This window comes from Streptomyces sp. NPDC048254, from assembly GCF_043201895.1.
Taxonomy (GTDB): Bacteria; Actinomycetota; Actinomycetes; order Streptomycetales; family Streptomycetaceae; genus Streptomyces.
The window spans coordinates 170,350-191,220 of sequence record NZ_JBICZJ010000006.1 but is presented as its reverse complement, the minus strand read 5'-3'; the positions used below and the strand labels follow the sequence as shown (position 1 = coordinate 191,220).

Annotated in this window: 16 protein-coding genes; 12 read left to right on the top strand and 4 right to left on the bottom strand. The window is 70.8% G+C overall.

Translation table 11 applies throughout. From position 1 onward, the window contains the following. Nucleotides 1–10 precede the first annotated feature (10 nt). Both ACGFZQ_RS18895 and ACGFZQ_RS18890 read right to left on the bottom strand, forming a co-directional pair. On the bottom strand, nucleotides 11–2,929 hold the full coding sequence (locus tag ACGFZQ_RS18895) for a tetratricopeptide repeat protein (RefSeq protein WP_393841319.1): 2,919 nt from the start codon (nucleotides 2,927–2,929) through the stop codon (nucleotides 11–13). After that, the gene (locus ACGFZQ_RS18890) at nucleotides 2,929–4,755 is read right to left on the bottom strand and encodes an HSP90 family protein (RefSeq protein WP_393841318.1); all 1,827 of its coding nucleotides are present in this window, start codon (nucleotides 4,753–4,755) and stop codon (nucleotides 2,929–2,931) included. The genes ACGFZQ_RS18895 and ACGFZQ_RS18890 overlap by 1 nt, the downstream gene beginning before the upstream one ends. Nucleotides 4,756–4,924: 169 nt before the next feature. Between ACGFZQ_RS18890 and recG the strand changes: the two genes are divergently transcribed. From recG to mutM, 8 genes are all read left to right on the top strand, one after another. Beyond that, the gene (gene recG / locus ACGFZQ_RS18885) at nucleotides 4,925–7,129 is read left to right on the top strand and encodes an ATP-dependent DNA helicase RecG (RefSeq protein WP_393841317.1); all 2,205 of its coding nucleotides are present in this window, start codon (nucleotides 4,925–4,927) and stop codon (nucleotides 7,127–7,129) included. A gap of 138 nt (nucleotides 7,130–7,267) precedes the next feature. Beyond that, nucleotides 7,268–7,855: a 16S rRNA (guanine(966)-N(2))-methyltransferase RsmD gene (gene rsmD / locus ACGFZQ_RS18880; protein WP_393841316.1), complete on the top strand. Its 588-nt coding sequence runs from the start codon at nucleotides 7,268–7,270 to the stop codon at nucleotides 7,853–7,855. Nucleotides 7,856–7,881: 26 nt separating this feature from the next. Then, nucleotides 7,882–8,361 carry a pantetheine-phosphate adenylyltransferase gene (gene coaD / locus ACGFZQ_RS18875; RefSeq protein WP_351739386.1) on the top strand — a complete coding sequence of 160 codons (480 nt, stop codon included), beginning with the start codon at nucleotides 7,882–7,884 and terminating at the stop codon, nucleotides 8,359–8,361. 58 nt (nucleotides 8,362–8,419) lie between these two features. Then, nucleotides 8,420–9,523: an ATP synthase F0 subunit B gene (locus tag ACGFZQ_RS18870; RefSeq protein ID WP_351739383.1), complete on the top strand. Its 1,104-nt coding sequence runs from the start codon at nucleotides 8,420–8,422 to the stop codon at nucleotides 9,521–9,523. A 378-nt stretch (nucleotides 9,524–9,901) separates the two neighbouring features. Continuing rightward, on the top strand, nucleotides 9,902–10,552 hold the full coding sequence (locus ACGFZQ_RS18865; protein ID WP_393841315.1) for a YceD family protein: 651 nt from the start codon (nucleotides 9,902–9,904) through the stop codon (nucleotides 10,550–10,552). A gap of 2 nt (nucleotides 10,553–10,554) precedes the next feature. Continuing rightward, nucleotides 10,555–10,728, top strand: a complete 174-nt coding sequence (gene rpmF / locus ACGFZQ_RS18860) for a 50S ribosomal protein L32 (RefSeq protein ID WP_007493396.1) — start codon at nucleotides 10,555–10,557, stop codon at nucleotides 10,726–10,728. 8 nt (nucleotides 10,729–10,736) lie between these two features. Continuing rightward, the gene (gene rnc / locus ACGFZQ_RS18855) at nucleotides 10,737–11,594 is read left to right on the top strand and encodes a ribonuclease III (RefSeq protein WP_393841314.1); all 858 of its coding nucleotides are present in this window, start codon (nucleotides 10,737–10,739) and stop codon (nucleotides 11,592–11,594) included. Between the two features lie 82 nt (nucleotides 11,595–11,676). Further along, nucleotides 11,677–12,537, top strand: coding sequence for a bifunctional DNA-formamidopyrimidine glycosylase/DNA-(apurinic or apyrimidinic site) lyase (gene mutM / locus ACGFZQ_RS18850; protein WP_351739374.1), 861 nt, complete (start codon nucleotides 11,677–11,679; stop codon nucleotides 12,535–12,537). Here mutM and ACGFZQ_RS18845 read toward each other — a convergent pair. Together ACGFZQ_RS18845 and ACGFZQ_RS18840 are read right to left on the bottom strand one after the other, a co-directional pair. Further along, the gene (locus tag ACGFZQ_RS18845) at nucleotides 12,510–12,914 is read right to left on the bottom strand and encodes a winged helix-turn-helix transcriptional regulator (RefSeq protein WP_393841313.1); all 405 of its coding nucleotides are present in this window, start codon (nucleotides 12,912–12,914) and stop codon (nucleotides 12,510–12,512) included. The genes mutM and ACGFZQ_RS18845 overlap by 28 nt on opposite strands. 82 nt (nucleotides 12,915–12,996) lie before the next feature. Then, complete coding sequence (locus ACGFZQ_RS18840) at nucleotides 12,997–14,124, bottom strand: CAP domain-containing protein (protein ID WP_393841312.1); 1,128 nt, start codon at nucleotides 14,122–14,124, stop codon at nucleotides 12,997–12,999. Between the two features lie 189 nt (nucleotides 14,125–14,313). Between ACGFZQ_RS18840 and ACGFZQ_RS18835 the strand changes: the two genes are divergently transcribed. The 4 genes from ACGFZQ_RS18835 (at nucleotide 14,314) to ACGFZQ_RS18820 (ending at nucleotide 20,817) form a co-directional block, all read left to right on the top strand. After that, on the top strand, nucleotides 14,314–14,595 hold the full coding sequence (locus tag ACGFZQ_RS18835) for an acylphosphatase (protein ID WP_351712561.1): 282 nt from the start codon (nucleotides 14,314–14,316) through the stop codon (nucleotides 14,593–14,595). A gap of 383 nt (nucleotides 14,596–14,978) precedes the next feature. Continuing rightward, on the top strand, nucleotides 14,979–15,182 hold the full coding sequence (locus ACGFZQ_RS18830; RefSeq protein ID WP_093498859.1) for a hypothetical protein: 204 nt from the start codon (nucleotides 14,979–14,981) through the stop codon (nucleotides 15,180–15,182). A 270-nt stretch (nucleotides 15,183–15,452) separates the two neighbouring features. Then, entirely contained in the window at nucleotides 15,453–19,079 is a 3,627-nt protein-coding gene (smc, locus tag ACGFZQ_RS18825; protein WP_393841311.1) for a chromosome segregation protein SMC, read from the top strand. Between the two features lie 319 nt (nucleotides 19,080–19,398). Further along, nucleotides 19,399–20,817 (top strand): sugar porter family MFS transporter, encoded by a 1,419-nt coding sequence (locus ACGFZQ_RS18820; RefSeq protein ID WP_393841310.1) that lies wholly within the window; start codon nucleotides 19,399–19,401, stop codon nucleotides 20,815–20,817. The last annotated feature ends 54 nt before the right edge of the window (nucleotides 20,818–20,871 follow it).

Sequence of the window (20,871 nt, the reverse complement as noted above, 5' to 3'; positions counted from 1 at the left end):
GCACGCCCCTTCACCCCTCCGTGGGCTCCAGCAACTGCCGTGCCTCCGCCCGCCGGGCCCGGACCGTCTCGTCGTCCGGGTCGGCGCCCTCGTAGGCGTCCAGCACCGCACGCGCGCGTGCCGCCGCGTCCGCCGGCCGGCTCAGGTCGGCCTCCAGCCAGCCCGCCGCGAGTTCGGCGCCGGTACGGCTGTGCAGCCCGTCCTCGCCCAGCTCGGCGAAGACGGCGATCGCCGCCGTCATCTCGGCCAGCGCCGCCTCGAACGCGTCCTGGATCGCGGTGTCCTCCGCGTCCTCGGGCACCGACCGGGCCAGCAGATCACCGAACTGCCGGCGAGTGTGCCCGAGTTCACCGGTGAGCCGCTCCCGGGCCGCCGGGTCGGCGGGCGTGGGAAGCGCCGCCAGCGCCGTCTCGCACTCCGCCACCGCGGCCGCCATCAGCCGCCGCGCGCCCTCCGCGCCCGCCTCCGTGCGCAGCGCCAGCCAGCCGCGCGCCCGCAGCGAGCGGACCAGGAAGTGCACATTGCCCATGGCCCGCCACAACTCGCCGGCGCGCGTGTACGCCCGGTCCGCCTCGGCGGGCAGCCCCGCGTTGCCCAGCGACTCGGCCGCCAGGTGCGCCAGGGTGGCGTGGTCGTGCTGCTCGGGCCAGTGCCGGGCGATCTCGGCAGCCTGGAGCCGCCGTTCGGCCGCCGCGTGGTGCTCGCCGAGCTCGCTCAGACAGTCCCCGAGCCACCACTGGGTCTGGACGACCGCGCCGTCGCCGTGCGTCTCGGCGCTCAGGTCGGCCAGCGCCGACTCCAGCACCTCGGCGGCCTCCGCGAACCGCCCCTGCCGCAGCAGGAAGCCGCCCAGCTGGTGCCGTGCCCAGGCGCCCAGGGTGCCGCTCTCCCCGGCCTCGTCGGCCCAGTGCGCGGCCTCCAGGGCGTGCTCGGCGGCCTCCTCGGCCCCGCCCCGGCCGCCGAGGACCTCGGCGAGCTGGAGATGCAGCTGGGCCCGCCCGACCGGCTCCACATACGGCCCACCGTGCTCCAGGGCCGCGCGCAGCGCCCGCTCCGCCTCGGCCATGTCGCCCTGCTCATGGGCGAGCGCGGCCACCCGCACCTCGTACTCCACCGCGAACCACGGCAGCTCCGCGCCGACGAACTGCGCCGACGCCTGCCGGAACAGCTCGCCCGCCCGCTCCCCGTCGCCGGCGTGCTCGGCCAGTTCGGCGAGCATCGCCCGCCCCTCGGCCGCCCGGGACACCAGCCGGAGGTCGGACCCACCGCGCCCGCCGACGAGCGCCAGCAGTTCCCGTACGGCCTGCTCGGCGTCGGCGGCGCCCTCGGACCGCTCGTGCACCCACCGCATCAGGATCCGCGCCCGGCTCATCAGCACGGACGCCGTCTGCCGCACGCCGGTGGCGTCGTCGGCGTACAGCGCGAGGATCCGGTCGTACGGCTCGTCGATCGCGGCCGTCGCCTCGTCCAGCTCCCCGGACAGCGCGCGGACGTAGGCGGCACGCGCGCGTGCCGCGATCGCCTCGCCCTCGTCGCCGGCCTCCGCGTACAGCTCAGCCGCCCGCTCGAACAGCTCGACGCCCTCCGGGCCGCGGCCCATCGCCGTATGGTCGGCGATCTCCGCGCGGACATAGGTGTCGACCTCGGCGCTCTCGGCGGCCTCCGCGACCGCCGCCCAGGCCTCCAGGGCGTGCGGCTGGAGCGTGTCCGACAGCCGACGCGCCTCGGTGAGCAGCGCGGGCAGCGACGGTCGCTCCGGCGCGGGCGCCCGCACCACCGGCGCGACCGGTCCGGCGGGCGCCGTCCGCACCGCCCGTACGCCCAGCGGCAGCCGGTCCACCAGCGGCCGCTGGGCCATGCGCTCGCGTACCTGGTCGCCGACATAGGAGGTGCCGTTGCGGGCGTCGAACCGCGCGGCCAGCTCCAGGGCCTCCGCGCGCGCGTGGACGGCGAGTTCCCCCGCGCTCCACGCCCGCCCGGCCGGGCCCGGCACCCGCTGGTCACCGAGGCCCAGCTCGGTCAGCCGCTCCATCAGCAGCGTCACCACCGCCATGAAGTCCAGCCGGCTGCGCGGCTGCCCGGTGTCCGTGAAGTAGGCGGGACGTTCCGCCAGCAGTTCGAGACCGCGCGCCTCGTTGCCGGTCAGCGCGCAGAACTCCACATGGTCCGCGTACGCGCCCCGCATGCTCTCCATCGGGCGGACCAGCCGGAAACCGCGCAGATGGTGGGCGCGCGCCTCGTCGACCCGGCCAAGGCGCAGCAGCGGCAGCAACGAGGAGGCGAGGACCGTGTGCGGCTCGTGGGCGCAGCTGTACTCGCCCTCCAGGACCGGCCGCCACAGCTCCAGGGCCTCCGCGTCCCGGCCGTTCCGCAGCTGCCAGCTGCCCTGCCCGTGCAGCTCGCACGCGTGGCAGTCGGCCATCCGGTCCCGGTCCGCCGCCAGCCAGGCCGTGTACGCACGCTCCGCGCGCGTGAAGTCACCGATGTGCCCGGCGACACTGAACTCGGCGCTGCGCACCGCCCGCTCGGAGTGCCCGGCGAGCCGGTAGCGGTGCTCCATCTCGCCCAGCCACTTCTCGATCGAGGCGAGCGGGATGTGCGGCTGGTCGAGCATGCCGGCCGACATCCACTTGAAGACCCAGTACAGCGAATGCGTCTCGTACTCGTCGAAGTCCCCGGGCCGCTCGTCCCACAGGCGCAGCAACCGCGCGAACGGGACGAACATCTTGTCCTTCTCGGAGCTGTAGTTGTAGACCTTCAGCTGGTGCCCGAGCGCCTCGATCACGGCGAGCGGGATGTTCAGCTTCTCGGCCTCCAGCAGCAGCTGCTCCGCGCGCGCGTTGCGGGCGGGCCCCTCCGGCTCCTCGGAGTTCTCGGCCATCGCGTGGCGCAGCGAGTCGAAGTCCGCGATCCCGCCGGTTTCGTCCATCAGCGGTCACCCTCCCCGTGAGTGGCCCATTCCAGGAGGCCGATGAACGAGCGGTTGATCAGCGCCGAGTCGGCGGGCCGCAGCGGGCGCTGGGCCATCAGCAGCGCCTGCCCGTAGAGTGATTCGCTCGCGGTGCCGATCAGCTCCGGATCCGTCAGGGAACTGATCCGCCGGATCAGCGGGTTGAGGTGGTTGAGCACCAGCCGCGCCCGGGGCGCGCTGCCGCGCAGCGAGCCCAGGATGCCCGCCCACAGGTCGTCGGCCTGCTCCTCGGCCTCCGCGCGGGCCTGCTCGTGCCGGGCCGCCCGGTCGTCCAGGTGCAGCGCGGGCACGGACAGGGGGTGGAAGGCGCGCAGGACGACATCACAGCCCAGCGGGTCCAGCTTCGCCCGCGCGGCCGCGAGGAAGCCCGCCAGCGCCAGCTCCTCCGCCGGATCCACCGTGTCCAGATGCGCGGTCACGGTGTCGGCGTCCAGCTCCGCGACCACCGTCCCGGGCCGCACCGACGGCAGCGCCTCGACCAGCTCGCTGTCGTACGTGTAACCGCCGTTGATCACCCCGACGCCCTGCGCGGAGGCGATCGGCGCGACCTGCCGGTACTCCTCGACGGTCCGGGTGAAGTGCACCACCGGGTGTCGCTGCGCGAACTCCTCCAGGGACAGCTGCCCGTCCGTGGTCTCGAAGGGGAGCCACGGCAGCATGGTGCGCAGCATCTCCTGGTCGTGCCGGGCCAGCGACTTCACCCCCAGGTGGTGCACGGACAGGAACGCCGAGAGCCGTTCCGGATCGCCGGCCGCGAGCCCGGTCAGCCAGGACCGAATCCTTTCGCCGAGCGCTTCCCGTACGGCGGCCAGCGTCTCGTCCTCGTACAGCGACTCGCGCGAGGCGGTCGGCCGCAGACTGTCCGTGTCCAGGACACAGCGCACGAAGAACGCCCAGTCCGGCAGCAGCTGTTCGGCCCGCTCGGTGAGCAGCATGCCCTTGAGGTGCACGCGATGGGTGGCCCGCTGGGCGGGACTGACCGCGGACGGCAGCACATACGCCACCCCCCGGATCCCGGCCAGCGGCACGTCCAGCGCGATCGAGTCCAGCGGTGCGAACCCGAACAGCTCCTGACAGTGCCGGGCCAGCGCCACCCGGCGGGTGCTGGGGGAGGGGTACGGCCGGTCCCAGGGCGCGGGCAGATCGGTGACCGCCTCGTCGCCCACCCGGACGTCGTACGGCAGCAGCGAACCGAAGTCCCGGGCCAGCGCGAGCACCCGCCGCTCGTCCAGCCACTCCGCCGCACCCGCCCGCGCCACCAGATGCACGGTGGTACCGGGCTCGGGACGGGCCTCGGGCGCCAACGTCCTTACGGTGTACGACCCGTCGTCGCGGGCCGTCCACTCCACGGGCGGCGCGTCCGGAGTGCGGGCACTGCGGCTGACCACCCGGATCCGCTCGGCGACCACGAAACAGGCCAGCAGCCCGATGCCGAACTGGCCCAGGAAGTCGGAGCGGGCCTCCTGCAGCCCGTCCGACCGCTTGGAGCTGCGCCCGATGGTCGCGAGCAGACTGTGCACGTCCGACTCGGTGAGCCCGACGCCGCTGTCCTCCACCCGGAGAGCACTGCCGTCGGCGTACAGCCGCACCCGCGCCGGGGCGTCGGGCTGCTCGGCCCGTCTGGCGGTGATGGCGTCCACCGCGTTCTGCAACAGCTCGCGCAGGTAGACCTTGGGACTGGAGTACAGATGATGGGAGAGCAGGTCCACCAGACCACGCAGGTCGACCTGGAACGTATGAGGTGACTGTGATGCCTGGGATGACTGTGAGGTCTGGGAGTCCATCGTCGCTGCGCCGGAGGGGGGAAGACGTGGTCGGCGCGGGGTCGGGCGGTCCCTGGTGGGGTGGTGACCGCGGAAGGATGGCCGGAGCGCGCCATCCTATGACTCAAAACGGCCGCCTGACCAGGGGTTTCCCGAGACATATACGGCATTGTCAGTGGCGTGGTGTGCAATGGATCTCGTGCCCGCACTGGAAGAACCACTGAAGAAGGTGCTCGGCCCAGCCACCGCCAAGGTGATGGCCGAGCATCTCGGCCTGCACACGGTCGGCGATCTCCTGCACCACTACCCCCGCAGATACGAGGAGCGCGGCCAGCTCACCCACCTCGCCGACCTGCCCATGGACGAACACGTGACCGTGGTCGCCATGGTGGCCGACGCCCGCCTGCACACGTTCGCCTCCGCCAAGGCGCCCCGCGGCAAGGGCCAGCGGCTGGAGGTCACGATCACCGACGGCAGCGGCCGGCTCCAACTGGTCTTCTTCGGCAACGGCGTGCACAAGCCCCACAAGGAACTCCTGCCGGGCACGCGCGCGATGTTCGCCGGCAAGGTCTCGGTCTTCAACCGCCGCCTCCAACTGGCCCACCCGGCCTATGAACTGCTCCGCGGCGACGACCCGGCCGAGTCGGTGGAGACCTGGGCCGGAACCCTCATCCCGCTCTACCCGGCCACCGCCAAGCTGGAGTCCTGGAAGATCGGCAAGGCGATCCAGACGGTCCTGCCGAGCGTCCAGGAGGCCCTGGACCCCCTTCCGCCGGCCCTCCGTGAGGGCCGCGGTCTGGTCTCCCTCCCCGAGGCCCTCCTCAAGATCCACCGCCCGCACACCAAGGCGGACATCGAGGACGCCCGCGCCCGCCTCAAGTGGGACGAGGCCTTCGTTCTCCAGGTCGCCCTGGCCCGCCGCCGTCACACCGACGCCCTGCTCCCGGCGGTGGCCCGCAGGCCCAGCCCCGACGGCCTGCTCACGGCCTTCGACGACCGTCTGCCGTTCACCCTCACGGACGGCCAGCAGAAGGTCTCGAAGGAGATCTTCGACGACCTGGCGACGGAACATCCGATGCACCGGCTCCTCCAGGGCGAGGTGGGCAGCGGAAAGACCCTCGTCGCCCTGCGCGCGATGCTCGCCGTTGTCGACGCGGGCGGTCAGGCCGCCATGCTCGCCCCCACCGAGGTCCTCGCCCAGCAGCACCACCGCTCGATCACCGAGATGATGGGGGAGCTGGCGGAAGGCGGCATGCTGGGCGGCGCCGAGCACGCCACCAAGGTCGTCCTGCTCACCGGGTCGATGGGCACGGCCGCCCGCCGCCAGGCGATGCTCGACCTCGTCACCGGCGACGCCGGCCTGGTGATCGGCACGCACGCGCTGATCGAGGACAAGGTCCAGTTCCACGACCTGGGCCTGGTGGTGGTGGACGAACAGCACCGCTTCGGTGTGGAACAGCGGGACGCCCTGCGCGGCAAGGGCAAGCAGCCGCCCCACCTCCTCGTCATGACGGCGACCCCCATCCCGCGCACGGTCGCGATGACGGTCTTCGGCGACCTGGAGACCTCGGTCCTGGACCAGCTCCCGGCCGGCCGCTCCCCGATCGCCACGCATGTCGTCCCCGCCGCCGACAAGCCCCACTTCCTGGCGCGCGCCTGGGAACGGGTCCGCGAGGAAGTCGGGAACGGCCACCAGGCGTACGTCGTCTGCCCTCGCATCGGAGACGAGGAGGACGACCCGAAGAAGGCCAGGAAGACGGCCGAGGACGAAGCCGAGAAGCGCCCCCCGCTGGCCGTCCTGGACATTGCCGACCACCTCGCCAAGGGCCCGCTGAACGGCCTGCGGGTGGAGGTCCTGCACGGCAGGATGCACCCGGACGACAAGGACGCGGTGATGCGCCGCTTCGCCGCCGGCGACACGGACGTCCTGGTCGCCACCACGGTCATCGAGGTCGGCGTGAACGTCCCCAACGCCACCGCCATGGTGATCATGGACGCCGACCGCTTCGGCGTCTCCCAGCTCCACCAGCTGCGCGGCCGCGTGGGCCGAGGCTCCGCCGCCGGCCTCTGCCTCCTGGTCACGGAGATGCCCGAGGCGAGCCCGGCCCGCCAGCGCCTGACGGCGGTGGCCTCGACGCTGGACGGCTTCGAGCTGTCGAGGATCGACCTGGAGCAGCGGAGAGAGGGCGACGTGCTGGGCCAGGCGCAGTCCGGAGCCCGCTCCAGCCTCCGCGTCCTGGCGGTCATCGAGGACGAGGAGATCATCGCCGAGGCGAGAGAGGAGGCGACGACGCTGGTGGCGAGGGACCCGGAGCTAGCCGGCCTCGCGGGGCTACGAACGGCCCTGGACGCCCTCTTGGACGAGGAGAGAGAACAGTTCCTGGAAAAGGGCTGAAGCTGCAGCGCCCCGCAAGGGGCGCGGGGAACTGCGCGACAAGCCACGGTGGACCCGCAGCCGCTGTCCCGGACCAGGCCCCACCCCGGGAGGCCTGCCAGACTGAACCGTAAAACCATCCACGACGAAGGACCTCGAATGACCCGCGTGATCGCCGGCGCAGCCGGCGGACGTCGGCTGACGGTGCCGCCCGGCACAGGCACCCGGCCCACATCCGACCGCGCACGCGAGGGCCTGTTCTCCACCTGGCAGTCCCTCCTCGGCGGCCCCCTGGACGGCGAACGCGTCCTCGACCTCTACGCCGGTTCAGGAGCCGTGGGTCTGGAGGCCCTCTCCCGGGGCGCGGCCCACACCCTCCTCGTCGAAGCCGACCCCAGAGCCGCCCGCGTCGTACGGGAGAACGTCAAGAACCTGGGCCTGCCCGGTGCCGAGGTGAGGGCGGGCAAAGCGGAACAGATCGTCCAGTCACCGGCGCCCGCGCAGCCGTACGACCTCGTCTTCCTCGACCCCCCGTACGCCGTCTCGGACGACGATCTTCGGGAGATTCTCCTCACACTCCACTCGGGGGGCTGGCTAGCGCCGGAGGCGCTCGTCACCGTGGAGCGCAGCACCAGAGGCGGTGACTACCACTGGCCGACCGGCTTCGAGGCCCTCCGGTCCCGTCGCTACGGCGAGGGAACGTTTTGGTACGGTCGCGCCGCCTCTACGTGCGAAGACGCACGATGACCGGACCGGAGAGCGAGGGATCTCAAGTGCGCCGCGCCGTCTGTCCCGGGTCGTTCGACCCGATCACCAACGGACACCTCGACATCATTGCCCGTGCGTCCCGTCTCTACGACGAGGTCTACGTCGCAGTGATGATCAACAAGTCCAAGAAGGGCCTGTTCGAGATCGACGAGCGGATCGACCTGATCCGCCAGGTCACCGCCGACTACGGAAACGTCCGTGTCGAGGCGTTCCACGGCCTCCTCGTGGACTTCTGCAAGCAGCGCGAGATCCCGGCCATCGTCAAGGGCCTGCGGGCCGTCAGCGACTTCGACTACGAGCTGCAGATGGCCCAGATGAACATCGGCCTGTCAGGCGTGGAGACACTCTTCGTGCCGACCAACCCCACCTACAGCTTCCTCTCGTCCTCCCTGGTCAAGGAGGTCGCCCAGTGGGGCGGGGACGTATCCCACCTGGTTCCGGAGGCCGTTTTCGAGGCCCTCAACAAGCGTATTCACAGGGACTGATGGGGCTACAGTCGTCCCGTCCGTCTCCAACACAGCTGTAGAGAGTGGCGAGCGCAGGGTGGACGTACAGAAGAAGCTCGACGAGATCGTGGCCACGGTCTCCGGCGCCCGGGCCATGCCCATGTCGGCGTCGTGCGTGGTCAACCGTGCCGACCTGCTCGCGATGCTCGAAGACCTGCGCCAGGCGCTGCCCGGCTCCCTCGCCCAGGCCCAGGAGCTGATCGGCGACCGCGAGCAGATGGTCGAGCAGGCGCGCATGGAGGCCGAGCGGATCATCGAGACCGCGCACGCCGAGCGCGGCTCGCTGATCTCCGACACCGAGGTGGCCCGCCGCTCCCAGACGGAGGCCGACCGGATCCTCGACGAGGCCCGGAGGGAGGCCGAGGAGGTCCGCGCCGACGCCGACGACTACGTCGACTCCAAGCTCGCCAACTTCGAGGTCGTCCTCACCAAGACCCTCGGCTCGGTCGGCCGTGGCCGCGAGAAGCTCCTCGGTACCGGCCCGGGCCTGGACGAGCAGGGCTACGAGGACGAGGACGCCCCCGAGCGCAGCCACGACCCCGAGACCCTGCGCCGGGACGCCGACGCCTACGTCGACGTCAAGCTCGGCGCCTTCGAGGCGGTCCTCGCCAAGACCCTGGAGGCCGTCGGCAAGGGCCGTGCCAAGCTGCACGGCCGGATCGCCTCCGACGCCCTCGGTGCCCTGGCCGACGACAACACGACCTTCCAGCACTCCAGCGACGCCGACTACCTAGCCGACCTCGCGGCCCTCGCCGACCAGGACGCCCAGGCGGCGCAGGCGGCGCAGGCCGAGCAGCAGCCCGCCGCCGCCCAGCAGCAGCCGCAGTACGACCAGCAGCCGGTGCAGCAGCCCGTGGTGCAGGATCCGTACGGCTACCCGCAGCAGCAGGACCCCTACGGCGGCTACCCCCAGCAGCAGCCCGCCTACGCCCAGCAGGACCCCTACGGCTACCAGCAGGCCGACCCCTACGCCTACCAGGGCTACGACACCGGTCAGCAGCCCGTCTACGACCCGCAGCAGCAGCCGGCGGTCCAGCACCAGTCGCAGCAGTCGTACGCCCTCGACGAGACCAGCCTCTTCGACACCGGCATGATCACGCCGGAGCAGCTGAGGGCGTACGAGCAGGGCCGGGGCCTCTAGGGCCTGTCTGACAATTCCCGTCTGCCTCACGACGCCATGCACGCTCCCCCACTGCCTTAAGGGCGTGGGAGGTGCCCCCACTCGCCGCACCGGGCGCAGACCCAAGTACGTCCAGTACGAGGGCCTACGCCCGGCACTCCCCCAGCCTCCGGCCGGGGGGACCCTCAGAGCACGCACCTGACGCCGCGAGGCCGCCCTCCGGGCGACGACGGGAATTGTCAGACAGGCCCTAGGGAAACCGACCGAAGGCCAGCGGATTGGGCTGACAGCGAAAGGTCCAGTATCCTGGCTCTTCGGTCGCGTCCACGTACGCGATCTGCGCTGCCCGGAGGAATCTTCCGGACGGCGTCCCTCTGAACTCGAAGATCGAAAGCAGGAATGGCTCCTCACGCACGCCTAGACCACCGCAACCCGTTCGTGTTCGACACACACGAGCTGGGGCGGCGTCCTGGCGCGCTGCAGCGCCTGACCCGCACGATCGACGCTCCCGAGGACTTCGGTATCAAGGGGGTCATCGGAGTGCCGGAAGGCGTCCCGGTGGAGCTGGACCTCCGGCTCGAGTCGGTCATGGAAGGTGTGCTCGTCACAGGCACCGCCCGTGCACAGGCCGAGGGGGAGTGCGTAAGGTGTCTGGAGCCGGTCGAGCAGGAGCTCGAAGCGGACTTCCAGGAACTGTTCTCGTACCCTGACGCCGACGACCGGGGCCGCGTGATCGCGGAACCGGGCGACGACGCCGAGGACGACGAGGACAGGTACTTCATCGAGGACGGCTTGTTCGACCTCGAACCCGTGCTGCGTGATGCGGTGGTGCTCGCACTGCCGATGCAGCCGGTGTGCCAGGACGACTGTGCAGGGCTGTGCTCCGAGTGCGGAGCCCGCCTCGCGGACGACCCGGACCACCACCACGACGCCGTCGACATCCGTTGGGCGGCTTTGCAGGGACTCGCCGGTTCCACGAAGGACGGCGAGAAGGACGAGATGAGCGGCGCTGACGCGGAAGCGGGCGTCGACGAGAAGCAGGAGAAGTAGCCGTGGCTGTTCCGAAGCGGAAGATGTCGCGCAGCAACACGCGCCACCGCCGGTCGCAGTGGAAGGCTGCGGTCCCCACCCTGGTTGCGTGCGAGCGCTGCCACGAGCCCAAGCTGCAGCACATCGCGTGCCCGTCTTGCGGCACCTACAACAAGCGCCAGGTCCTCGAAGTCTGAGCGGCCAGGTGAGAGGCACTGTGTCCAGTCCCAAGAAGGCGGATGACGCCAAGGCGGACCCAACCGCCAAGAAGAAAACGGACAACACGGCCTCGTCCCACACGCTTCTGGAAGGGCGGCTCGGCTACCAGCTCGAGTCCGCCCTTCTGGTGCGTGCGCTGACCCACCGTTCCTACGCGTACGAGAACGGCGGCCTGCCGACGAACGAGCGGCTGGAGTTCCTCGGTGACTCCGTCCTCGGCCTCGTCGTCACGGACACGCTGTACAAGACCCACCCGGACCTGCCCGAGGGCCAGCTGGCCAAGCTCCGGGCAGCGGTGGTGAATTCTCGTGCGCTCGCGGAGGTGGGCCGCGGTCTCGACCTGGGTTCCTTCATCCGGCTCGGCCGCGGTGAAGAGGGCACGGGCGGACGGGACAAGGCGTCCATCCTCGCCGACACCCTGGAAGCGGTGATCGGTGCGGTCTATCTCGACCAGGGCCTCGACTCGGCGTCCGAGCTGGTACACCGGCTCTTCGACCCGCTGATCGAGAAGTCCTCGAACCTCGGAGCCGGCCTGGACTGGAAGACCAGTCTCCAGGAGCTCACCGCGACGGAGGGCCTCGGCGTGCCCGAGTACCTGGTCACGGAGACCGGCCCCGATCACGAGAAGACCTTCACTGCTGCCGCCCGCGTCGGAGGCGTCTCGTACGGCACCGGCACCGGCCGCAGCAAGAAGGAGGCGGAACAGCAGGCCGCCGAGTCCGCCTGGCGCGCCATCCGCGCCGCGGCGGACGAGCGAGCCAAGGCAGCCAAGCTGGCAGCGGCAGCCGAACAGGCCGCCGCGGCCGAGGAGGACGACGGTTCGTCGTCCGCCGCCTCCGCCTGAAGAACAGCGCGATGATCCGAGCGCCCGGCCCCTTCCCAGGGCCGGGCGCTCGCATCGTCCAGGGTCCTGCACGGGAGACGCGATGCCCGAATTGCCCGAGGTCGAGGTCGTACGGCGTGGCCTGGAGCGGTGGGTCGCCCACCGTGTCGTGGCCGAGACCGAAGTGCTGCACCCGCGCGCCGTACGACGGCACCTCGCCGGCGCCGACGACTTCACGCACCGGCTCAAGGGCCACCGCGTCGGCACCCCGAGCCGGCGCGGCAAGTACCTGTGGCTGCCGCTGGAGGACACCAACCAGTCGATCCTCGCCCACCTCGGCATGAGCGGTCAGCTGCTGGTGCAGCCGCACGAGGCACCGGACGAGAAGCACCTGAGAATCCGTGTCAGGTTCGCCGACGGCCTGGGCACCGAACTCCGCTTCGTCGACCAACGCACCTTCGGCGGGCTGTCGTTGCACGACAACACCCTCGACGGGCTGCCGGACGTCATCGCGCACATCGCCCGCGACCCCCTCGACCCGCTGTTCGACGACGAGGCCTTCCACCAGGCGCTGCGCCGGAAGCGGTCGACCATCAAAAGGGCGCTGCTCGACCAGTCGTTGATCAGCGGGGTCGGCAACATCTACGCGGACGAGGCCCTTTGGCGGGCCCGTCTCCACTACGAGCGACCGACCGCCGGCTTCACCCGCCCGCGCACCGCCGAGCTCCTCGGCCATGTACGGGATGTGATGAACGCGGCCCTGGCCGTCGGCGGCACCAGCTTCGACAGCCTCTACGTCAACGTCAACGGCGAGTCGGGGTACTTCGACCGCTCGCTGGACGCCTACGGCAGGGAGGGGCTGCCCTGCCGGCGGTGCGGTACGCCGATGCGCAGGCGGCCCTGGATGAACCGGTCCAGCTACTTCTGCCCGAAGTGTCAGCGGGCGCCGCGCGTCTCGTCGTAACGTGCGCGGGCGGCCAGCACCTCGTCCATCCGGCTCTCCACGAAGTGGACGACGGACAGCAGGCGGTCGGCGACCTCGCGGCCGAGCGGGGTGAGTTCGTAGTCGACCCGCGGCGGGTTGGTCGGCTGGGCCTCACGGTGCACCAGGCCGTCGCGCTCCAGCGCCTGGAGCGTCTGCGAGAGCATCTTCTCGCTGACGCCGTCCACGCGCCGGCGCAGCTCGTTGAACCGGAACGATCCCTCGTACAGCGCGCTCAGCGTCAGCCCGCCCCAGCGGCCCATGACATGTTCCAGCGTGGTGCGCGAGGGGCAGGCCCGGGCGAAGGCGTCGTACGGAGGAGGCGTCTCCTCGGGACGGTCCTGGGTGCTGATGGTCATGTGTCAAGCGTAAGCGAGCACGGCGCTAACCAACAGGGTGCGCTAACTGTCGGTTAGCGCACCCTGGAGTGGTCGGTACGGCTCAGTACCCGAAGTCCTGCGTCCACCAGGGGCCGCCCGAACCGAGGTGCACCCCGACCCCAAGGGTCTTGAAGTCGCAGTTCAGTATGTTGGCGCGGTGGCCCTCGCTGTTCATCCAGGCGTCCATGACGGCCTGGGCGGTGGCCTGGCCCCGGGCTATGTTCTCGCCGCCCAGGTTGGCTATGCCGGCGGCCGCGTCCCGGTCCCAGGGCGTCTTGCCGTCCGGGTCGGTGTGGTCGAAGAAGTCCCGCGCGGCCATGTCCTCGCTGAACGCCTCGGCCAGCTTGGTCAGCGAGGAGTTCACGGACAGCGCGCTGCAGCCGACCTTGGCCCGCTCCTCGTTCACCAGCTTGAGCACCTCGGCCTCGGCGGCGGCCGCCTCGGACACGGTGATCGGCGCGGTGGTCTTCACCGGCGCCTTGGTGGCCGTCCTGGTCGGCGTGGGCGTCGCCTTCTTGGACGGCGTGGCGCTGGGCGCCGGCTTCTCGGACGCCGTCTTCGTCGGCGCGGGCGACGCGGAGGTGGACGTGGACGCGGATGCGGAGGCCGCCTCCGTGGGCGAGCCGGAGCGCTGGGTGTCACGGCTGGTCGAGGAGCCGGAGTCCCGGCTCTCGGCGCTGCCGGAGGTGCCGCCCTGCTCGGCGGCCGTGTTGCTGGGCGCCCCGTCGGCCTGCACCCGGTCGCCGCCGCTGGTGCTGGTGTTCCCGCCGAGCTTGTAGTTCTCCAGGCCCGGCACCACACCGGTGGCCACCGCGACCGTACCGATCGCGACCGCGGCGGAGACCCCCAGTAGCCCGGTGGCCACGGGCCGCCCCGACTTCTTCCGGCGCCGGTGCCCGCCACCCGAGGAGGAGCCGCCGGCCGGGGTGAACTCCTCGGCCGGGAAGTCGGCGGTGTTCATGAAGCGGGCGTAGTCGTCCTCGGTCGCGAACAGGTAGGCCGAGCTGCGCGCGTTGGTGTCGGCGTACTCCTCCTCGCGCAGGTAGGCCGCTGTGCCTGTGCCGTAGCGGAGGCCCGCGTACGAGTCCTGGGGGTCGTGGCCGCCCGTGTACGAGCCGTCGTGCTCCGTGACCCCCGTGGCGTGGCCCGTGGCGGCGCGGCCGGCGGCGGAGCGTCGGTGGCGTCCCATGTCCTTGCCTTCTTCCCTCGTCCTCGCGGTCCGGGTCGACCAGGGGCCGGTGTGGCCAATGACTCCTTCTGGTCGACCAGACTCACCCGATCGAGTGAGTTTCAGATGAGATTCATTGGGTGGGGACGGTACCGCATGGCGGTGAAGGCGGAAGTGTTCCGAGTGAGATTGGCCGGTTAGGTTGCACCCATGAGCGAGGATGTGCGACTGGTCGCCTGGGTCCGTGGACGTGTACAGGGTGTGGGATTCCGCTGGTTCACGCGGGCCAAGGCGCTGGAGATCGGCGGCCTGAGTGGTTTTGCTCTCAATTTGGGCGACGGTCGCGTCCAGGTGGTCGCGGAGGGCTCCCGGACGGGCTGCGAAGGGCTGCTCGCCTGGCTCCAGGGCGATGACACGCCCGGGCGGGTCGAGGGTGTCACCGAGATCTGGGACACACCCCGCGGCGGTTACGAGGGCTTCGCCATCCGCTGACCCCGTTCCGTGAAACCCCGCAGGTGAAAGCGGAGTGAAATGCCACCGGCATGTGCCCGGAGCAGGAATGGCCTGGTGGTTGCCAATATTCGCTTGTCGTGGCAGGCTCCGCAGATAAAGCTGATCGCCACGTCCTGAGGGCCCCGCAGGAGTCGCAGCGCCGCCGGTCCTGCAGCCGCGCGCGCCCGGGTTCGCCCGCCAATACAGGGCGTGATCGTGTTGACCGTCAAACTTTTTGGTGAGACGCTGAAAGCCCCGCGCACCTTAGCTGTTTGGCATGGAGCAACAAGCGAGTAACACTCGGATGTGTCAAGCACCGCGGGTGCGATCCCTCACGACCCACACCGCTTCGGTCGGTCACTCAGTGTGGAGGACCATCCATCATGGCAAAGGCGCTTCTCGGTTACGTCGGCGGCTCTGACCCGCGACTCCTCGCCGAGATGCGACGGCTCCAGCAGCGTGTCCAGGACCTCGAATCCGAGCTGGTACGGATTCAGGCCGAGAACGACGCGCTGACGGCTGCCGCTTCTCCCGACAGGATCATGGAGAGCATCGACGCAAACCAGGCGGAGCCTGCGCTCACCTGATCGCTGCATCGCTCCACAACAGCACATGCGGCGGTTGGGCAGCCCTTTCAACCGCTAAGTTGTCAAGATCTGCAAGGGACGCCCCGGCGTCCCTTCTTTTCTTCGCTGTCCCTCTCGGCGGCCCCCGCACGCCTGCGCCCGGCCCCTTCCAGCCCCGCGCATCCTTTCACCCTCTTTAACGTCTGGTGTGCCCTGCATGTTCATGCGCGAAACCGCGAGGTTGCGAGGGGTCGTGGAGTGCGGTAGCGCCGCCGGGTAGAGTCCGACGGCGTGCATCTCAAGGCCCTGACCCTTCGCGGGTTCAAGTCGTTCGCCTCGGCGACCACGCTCCGGTTCGAGCCGGGGATCACGTGTGTCGTCGGTCCGAACGGCTCGGGCAAGTCCAACGTCGTGGACGCGCTCACCTGGGTCATGGGCGAGCACAGCGCCAAGTCGCTGCGCGGCGGCAAGATGGAGGACGTCATCTTCGCCGGCACCACCGGCCGCCCGCCGCTGGGCCGCGCCGAGGTGTCCCTGACCATCGACAACTCCGACGGCGCGCTGCCCATCGAGTACGCCGAGGTCACCATCACGCGGATCATGTTCCGCAACGGCGGCAGCGAGTACCAGATCAACGGCGACACGTGTCGCCTCCTCGACATCCAGGAACTGCTCTCCGACTCCGGCATCGGCCGCGAGATGCACGTCATCGTCGGCCAGGGCCAGCTGGACTCCGTTCTGCACGCCGACCCGATGGGCCGCCGGGCCTTCATCGAAGAGGCGGCCGGCGTCCTCAAGCACCGCAAGCGCAAGGAGAAGGCCCTCCGCAAGCTGGACGCGATGCAGGCCAACCTCGCGCGCGTGCAGGACCTCACCGACGAACTCCGCCGCCAGCTCAAACCCCTCGGCCGCCAGGCGGCGGTCGCTCGCAGGGCCGCCGTCATCCAGGCGGACCTGCGCGACGCGCGGCTGCGCCTGCTCGCCGACGACCTCGTACGACTGCGCCAGGCGCTGCAGACCGAGATCGCCGACGAGGCCGCCCTCAAGGAGCGCAAGGAAGCCGCCGAGCAGGAGCTGAAGAAGGCCCTCCAGCGCGAGGCACTCCTGGAGGACGAGGTACGCCGGCTCACCCCGCGCCTCCAGCGCGCCCAGCAGACCTGGTACGAGCTGTCCCAGCTGGCCGAACGGGTGCGCGGCACCATCTCGCTGGCCGACGCGCGGGTGAAGAGCGCCACCTCCACGCCGCCCGAGGAGCGGCGCGGCCGCGACCCCGAGGACATGGAGCGCGAGGCCCACCGCATCCGTGAGCAGGAGGCCGAGCTGGAGGCGGCCCTGGAGGCGGCCCAGCACGCCCTCGACGACACCGTCGCGCACCGCGCCGAACTGGAGCGCGAACTGGCCCACGAGGAACGGCGCCTGAAGGACGTGGCCCGCTCCATCGCCGACCGCCGGGAGAGCCTGGCCCGGCTGAACGGCCAGGTCAACGCGGCCCGTTCGCGTGCCGGCTCGGCCCAGGCCGAGATCGACCGGCTGGCCGCCGCCCGCGACGAGGCCCAGGAACGGGCGGTGTCGGCGCAGGAGGAGTACGAGGCGCTGAAGGCGGAGGTCGACGGCCTCGACGCCGGTGACGAGGAACTGGCCGAACAGCACGAGCAGGCCAGGCTGCGGCTCGCCGAGGCGGAGGCGGCGCTGACCGCGGCCCGTGAGGCGACCACCGCGGCGGAACGCAGCCGCGCCGCGACCCAGGCCCGCCGCGAGGCGCTGGCACTGGGCCTGCGCCGCAAGGACGGCACCGGCATACTGCTCGGCGCCCGGGACCGCCTGACCGGAATCCTGGGCCCGGCGGCGGAACTGCTCACGGTGACCCCGGGCCACGAGGTGGCCCTGGCGGCGGCCTTCGGCACGGCGGCCGACGCCATCGCCGTGACGACCCCGACCTCGGCGGCCGACGCGATCCGCCTCCTCCGCAAACAGGACGGAGGCCGAGCAGCCCTCCTGCTGTCGGGCGCCCCTGAGCTGCCCCGGCCTGAGGCGGCGCCCCAAAGGGGCGCGGGGAACGGCGCGCCCAGCCACGACGGCTCCGCACCCGACTCACGCCCCCTCCCGGCACCCCCCTCCGGGGCCCCCGCCGCCGACCTCGTCCGCGGCCCCGCCGACCTGATGCCCGCCGTCCGCCGCCTCCTGCACGGCATCGTCGTGGTCGACACCCTCGAAGCCGCCGAGGAACTCGTCTACCGCCACCCCCACCTCACCGCTGTCACCGCCGAAGGCGACCTCCTCGGCGCGCACTTCGCACACGGCGGCTCCGCGGGCGCCCCCAGCCTCCTCGAAGTACAGGCCTCCGTCGACGAGGCCGCCGCCGAACTGGAAGAGCTGGCCGTCCGCTGCGAGGCGCTGACCGAGGCCCAGCAGACGGCCCAGGAACACCGCAAGGCGTGCACCGCTCAGGTCGAGGAGCTGGCGGAACGCCGTCGCGTCGCCGACAGAGAGAAGTCGGCCGTCGCCCAGCAGCTCGGCCGGCTCGCCGGACAGGCGCGCGGCGCGGCCGGCGAGGCGGAACGTTCCACGGCCGCCGCCGCCCGCGCCCAGGAGTCCCTCGACAAGGCCCTGGAAGAGGTCGAGGTACTGGCCGAGCGGCTCGCCGTGGCCGAGGAGATGCCGGTCGAGGAGGAACCGGACACCTCGGTGCGGGACCGGCTGGCCGCCGACGGCGCCAACGCCCGCCAGACCGAGATGGAGGCCCGCCTCCAGGTCCGTACCCACGAGGAGCGGGTCAAGGGCCTCGCCGGCCGCGCCGACTCCCTCGACCGCGCCGCCCGCGCGGAACGCGAGGCACGCGCGCGTGCGGAACAGCGCCGGGCCCGGCTGCGCCACGAGGCCGCGGTCGCCGACGCCGTCGCTTCCGGCGCCCGGCAGCTGCTCGCGCACGTCGAGGTCTCGGTCGGCCGGGCCGACCGGGAGCGGGACGCCGCCGAGGCCGCGAAGGCCCGGCGCGAGCAGGAGCTGGCCGCAGCCCGCAGCACCGGCCGTGACCTCAAGGCGGAACTCGACAAACTCACGGATTCAGTTCACCGGGGTGAGGTACTCGGCGCCGAGAAGCGGCTGCGGATCGAGCAGCTGGAGACCAAGGCGCTGGAGGAGCTCGGTGTCGAACCGGCGGGACTCGTCGAGGAGTACGGCCCGCACCAGCTCGTGCCGCCCTCGCCCCCCGCCGAGGGCGAGGTGCTGCCGGAGGACCCCGAGCACCCGCGCAACCAGCCCAAGTCCTTCCACCGGGCCGAACAGGAACGGCGGCTCAAGGCGGCCGAGCGGGCCTACCAGCAGCTCGGCAAGGTCAACCCGCTCGCCCTGGAGGAGTTCGCGGCCCTTGAGGAACGGCACAAGTTCCTCAGCGAGCAGCTGGAGGACCTGAAGAAGACCCGCGCCGACCTGCTTCAAGTGGTGAAGGAGGTCGACGAACGGGTCGAACAGGTCTTCACGGAGGCGTTCCGGGACACGGCCCGGGAGTTCGAGGGCGTCTTCAGCCGTCTCTTCCCGGGCGGCGAGGGCCGGCTGATCCTGACCGACCCCGACAACATGCTCACCACGGGCGTGGACGTCGAGGCCCGGCCGCCGGGCAAGAAGGTCAAGCGGCTCTCCCTGCTGTCGGGTGGCGAACGCTCGCTGACCGCCGTCGCGATGCTGGTGTCCATCTTCAAGGCGCGGCCCAGCCCGTTCTACGTCATGGACGAGGTCGAGGCGGCCCTGGACGACACCAACCTGCAGCGGCTGATCCGCATCATGCAGGAGCTCCAGGAGTCGTCGCAGCTGATCGTGATCACGCACCAGAAGCGCACGATGGAGGTCGCCGACGCGCTCTACGGCGTCTCCATGCAGGGTGACGGTGTGTCGAAGGTCATCAGCCAGCGGTTGCGCTGACGCCGCGTCTTGGCCGACGGTTCCGGGTGCGGCGCCGTTGTGGCTGGTCGCGCCCCGCGGCGGAGCCGCACATCGATACAGCCCTGCGCCCCTTGGGCGCGCCACCTTCGCCTCTTCTTCAAGAAGTGAACGCATCTTCGGTGCGTGGTATCTACAACTTCACACCTCATCCCCTATTGACTTCGAAACTTGAAGGCATAGTCTCTGCAACGTTGCTTTTACCTTCAGGTGTGAGCGGTGTGATCTTGTGCGCCACTTGAACCTGAGAGGGCTCACCCCCACCCCCGGCAGCGCTGCCGGGTGGCCCGAGGAGTTTTCTGTGACCAGCACTGCGCAGGCACCCAATTCAGGAGCCGGGACGGCTCACCCCGATCATCTCGGGCATGTCATCTTCATCGCGGCGGCCGCCGCGATGGGCGGTTTCCTCTTCGGCTACGACAGCTCCGTCATCAACGGCGCCGTCGAGGCCATCCGAAGCCGCTACGACATCGGGTCCGCCGCCCTGGCCCAGGTCATCGCCATCGCCCTGATCGGCTGTGCCATCGGCGCCGCGACCGCCGGCCGGATAGCCGACCGGATCGGCCGTATCCGCTGCATGCAGATCGCCGCCGTGCTGTTCACCGTCAGCGCCGTCGGTTCGGCGCTGCCCTTCGCTCTGTGGGACTTCGCCTTCTGGCGGATCGTCGGCGGCTTCGCCATCGGCATGGCCTCCGTCATCGGCCCCGCCTACATCGCCGAGGTCGCCCCGCCCGCCTACCGCGGTCGTCTCGGTTCCTTCCAGCAGGCCGCGATCGTCATCGGCATCGCCATCTCGCAGCTGGTCAACTGGGGTCTGCTCAACGCCGCCGACGGCGACCAGCGCGGCAAGCTGATGGGCCTGGAGGCCTGGCAGGTCATGCTCGGCGTCATGGTGATCCCGGCCGTCCTCTACGGCCTGCTCTCCTTCGCCATCCCCGAGTCCCCGCGCTTCCTGCTCTCCGTCGGCAAGCGTGACCGCGCCCGCGCGATCCTCGAAGAGGTCGAGGGCAAGAGCGTCGACCTGGACGCCCGCGTCGCCGAGATCGAGCACGCGATGAAGAGCGAGCACAAGTCGACGTTCAAGGACCTGCTCGGCGGCTCCTTCTTCTTCAAGCCGATCGTCTGGGTCGGTATCGGTCTCTCGGTCTTCCAGCAGTTCGTCGGCATCAACGTCGCGTTCTACTACTCCTCGACGCTGTGGCAGTCGGTCGGTGTCGACCCGACGGACTCGTTCCTCTACTCCTTCACGACCTCGATCATCAACATCATCGGCACCGTGATCGCGATGATCTTCGTGGACCGGATCGGCCGCAAGCCGCTGGCCCTCATCGGCTCGGTCGGCATGGTCGTCGGCCTCGCCCTGGAGGCCTGGGCCTTCTCCTACCACCTGGTCGACGGCAAGCTCCCCGCCGCGCAGGGCTGGACCGCGCTGGTCGCCGCGCACATCTTCGTCCTCTTCTTCGCCCTGTCCTGGGGTGTGGTCGTCTGGGTCTTCCTCGGCGAGATGTTCCCGAACAGGATCCGCGCCGCCGCGCTGGGCGTGGCCGCCTCCGCACAGTGGATCGCCAACTGGGCCATCACCGCGAGCTTCCCGTCGCTGGCCGACTGGAACCTCTCCGCGACCTACGTGATCTACACCGTCTTCGCGGCCCTCTCCATCCCGTTCGTCCTCAAGTACGTCAAGGAGACGAAGGGCAAGGCCCTGGAGGAGATGGGCTGAACCTCGTCACGAGGCCCCCGACTCGAGGAGAAGGGCCAAGTCCCCGCTGCCCCT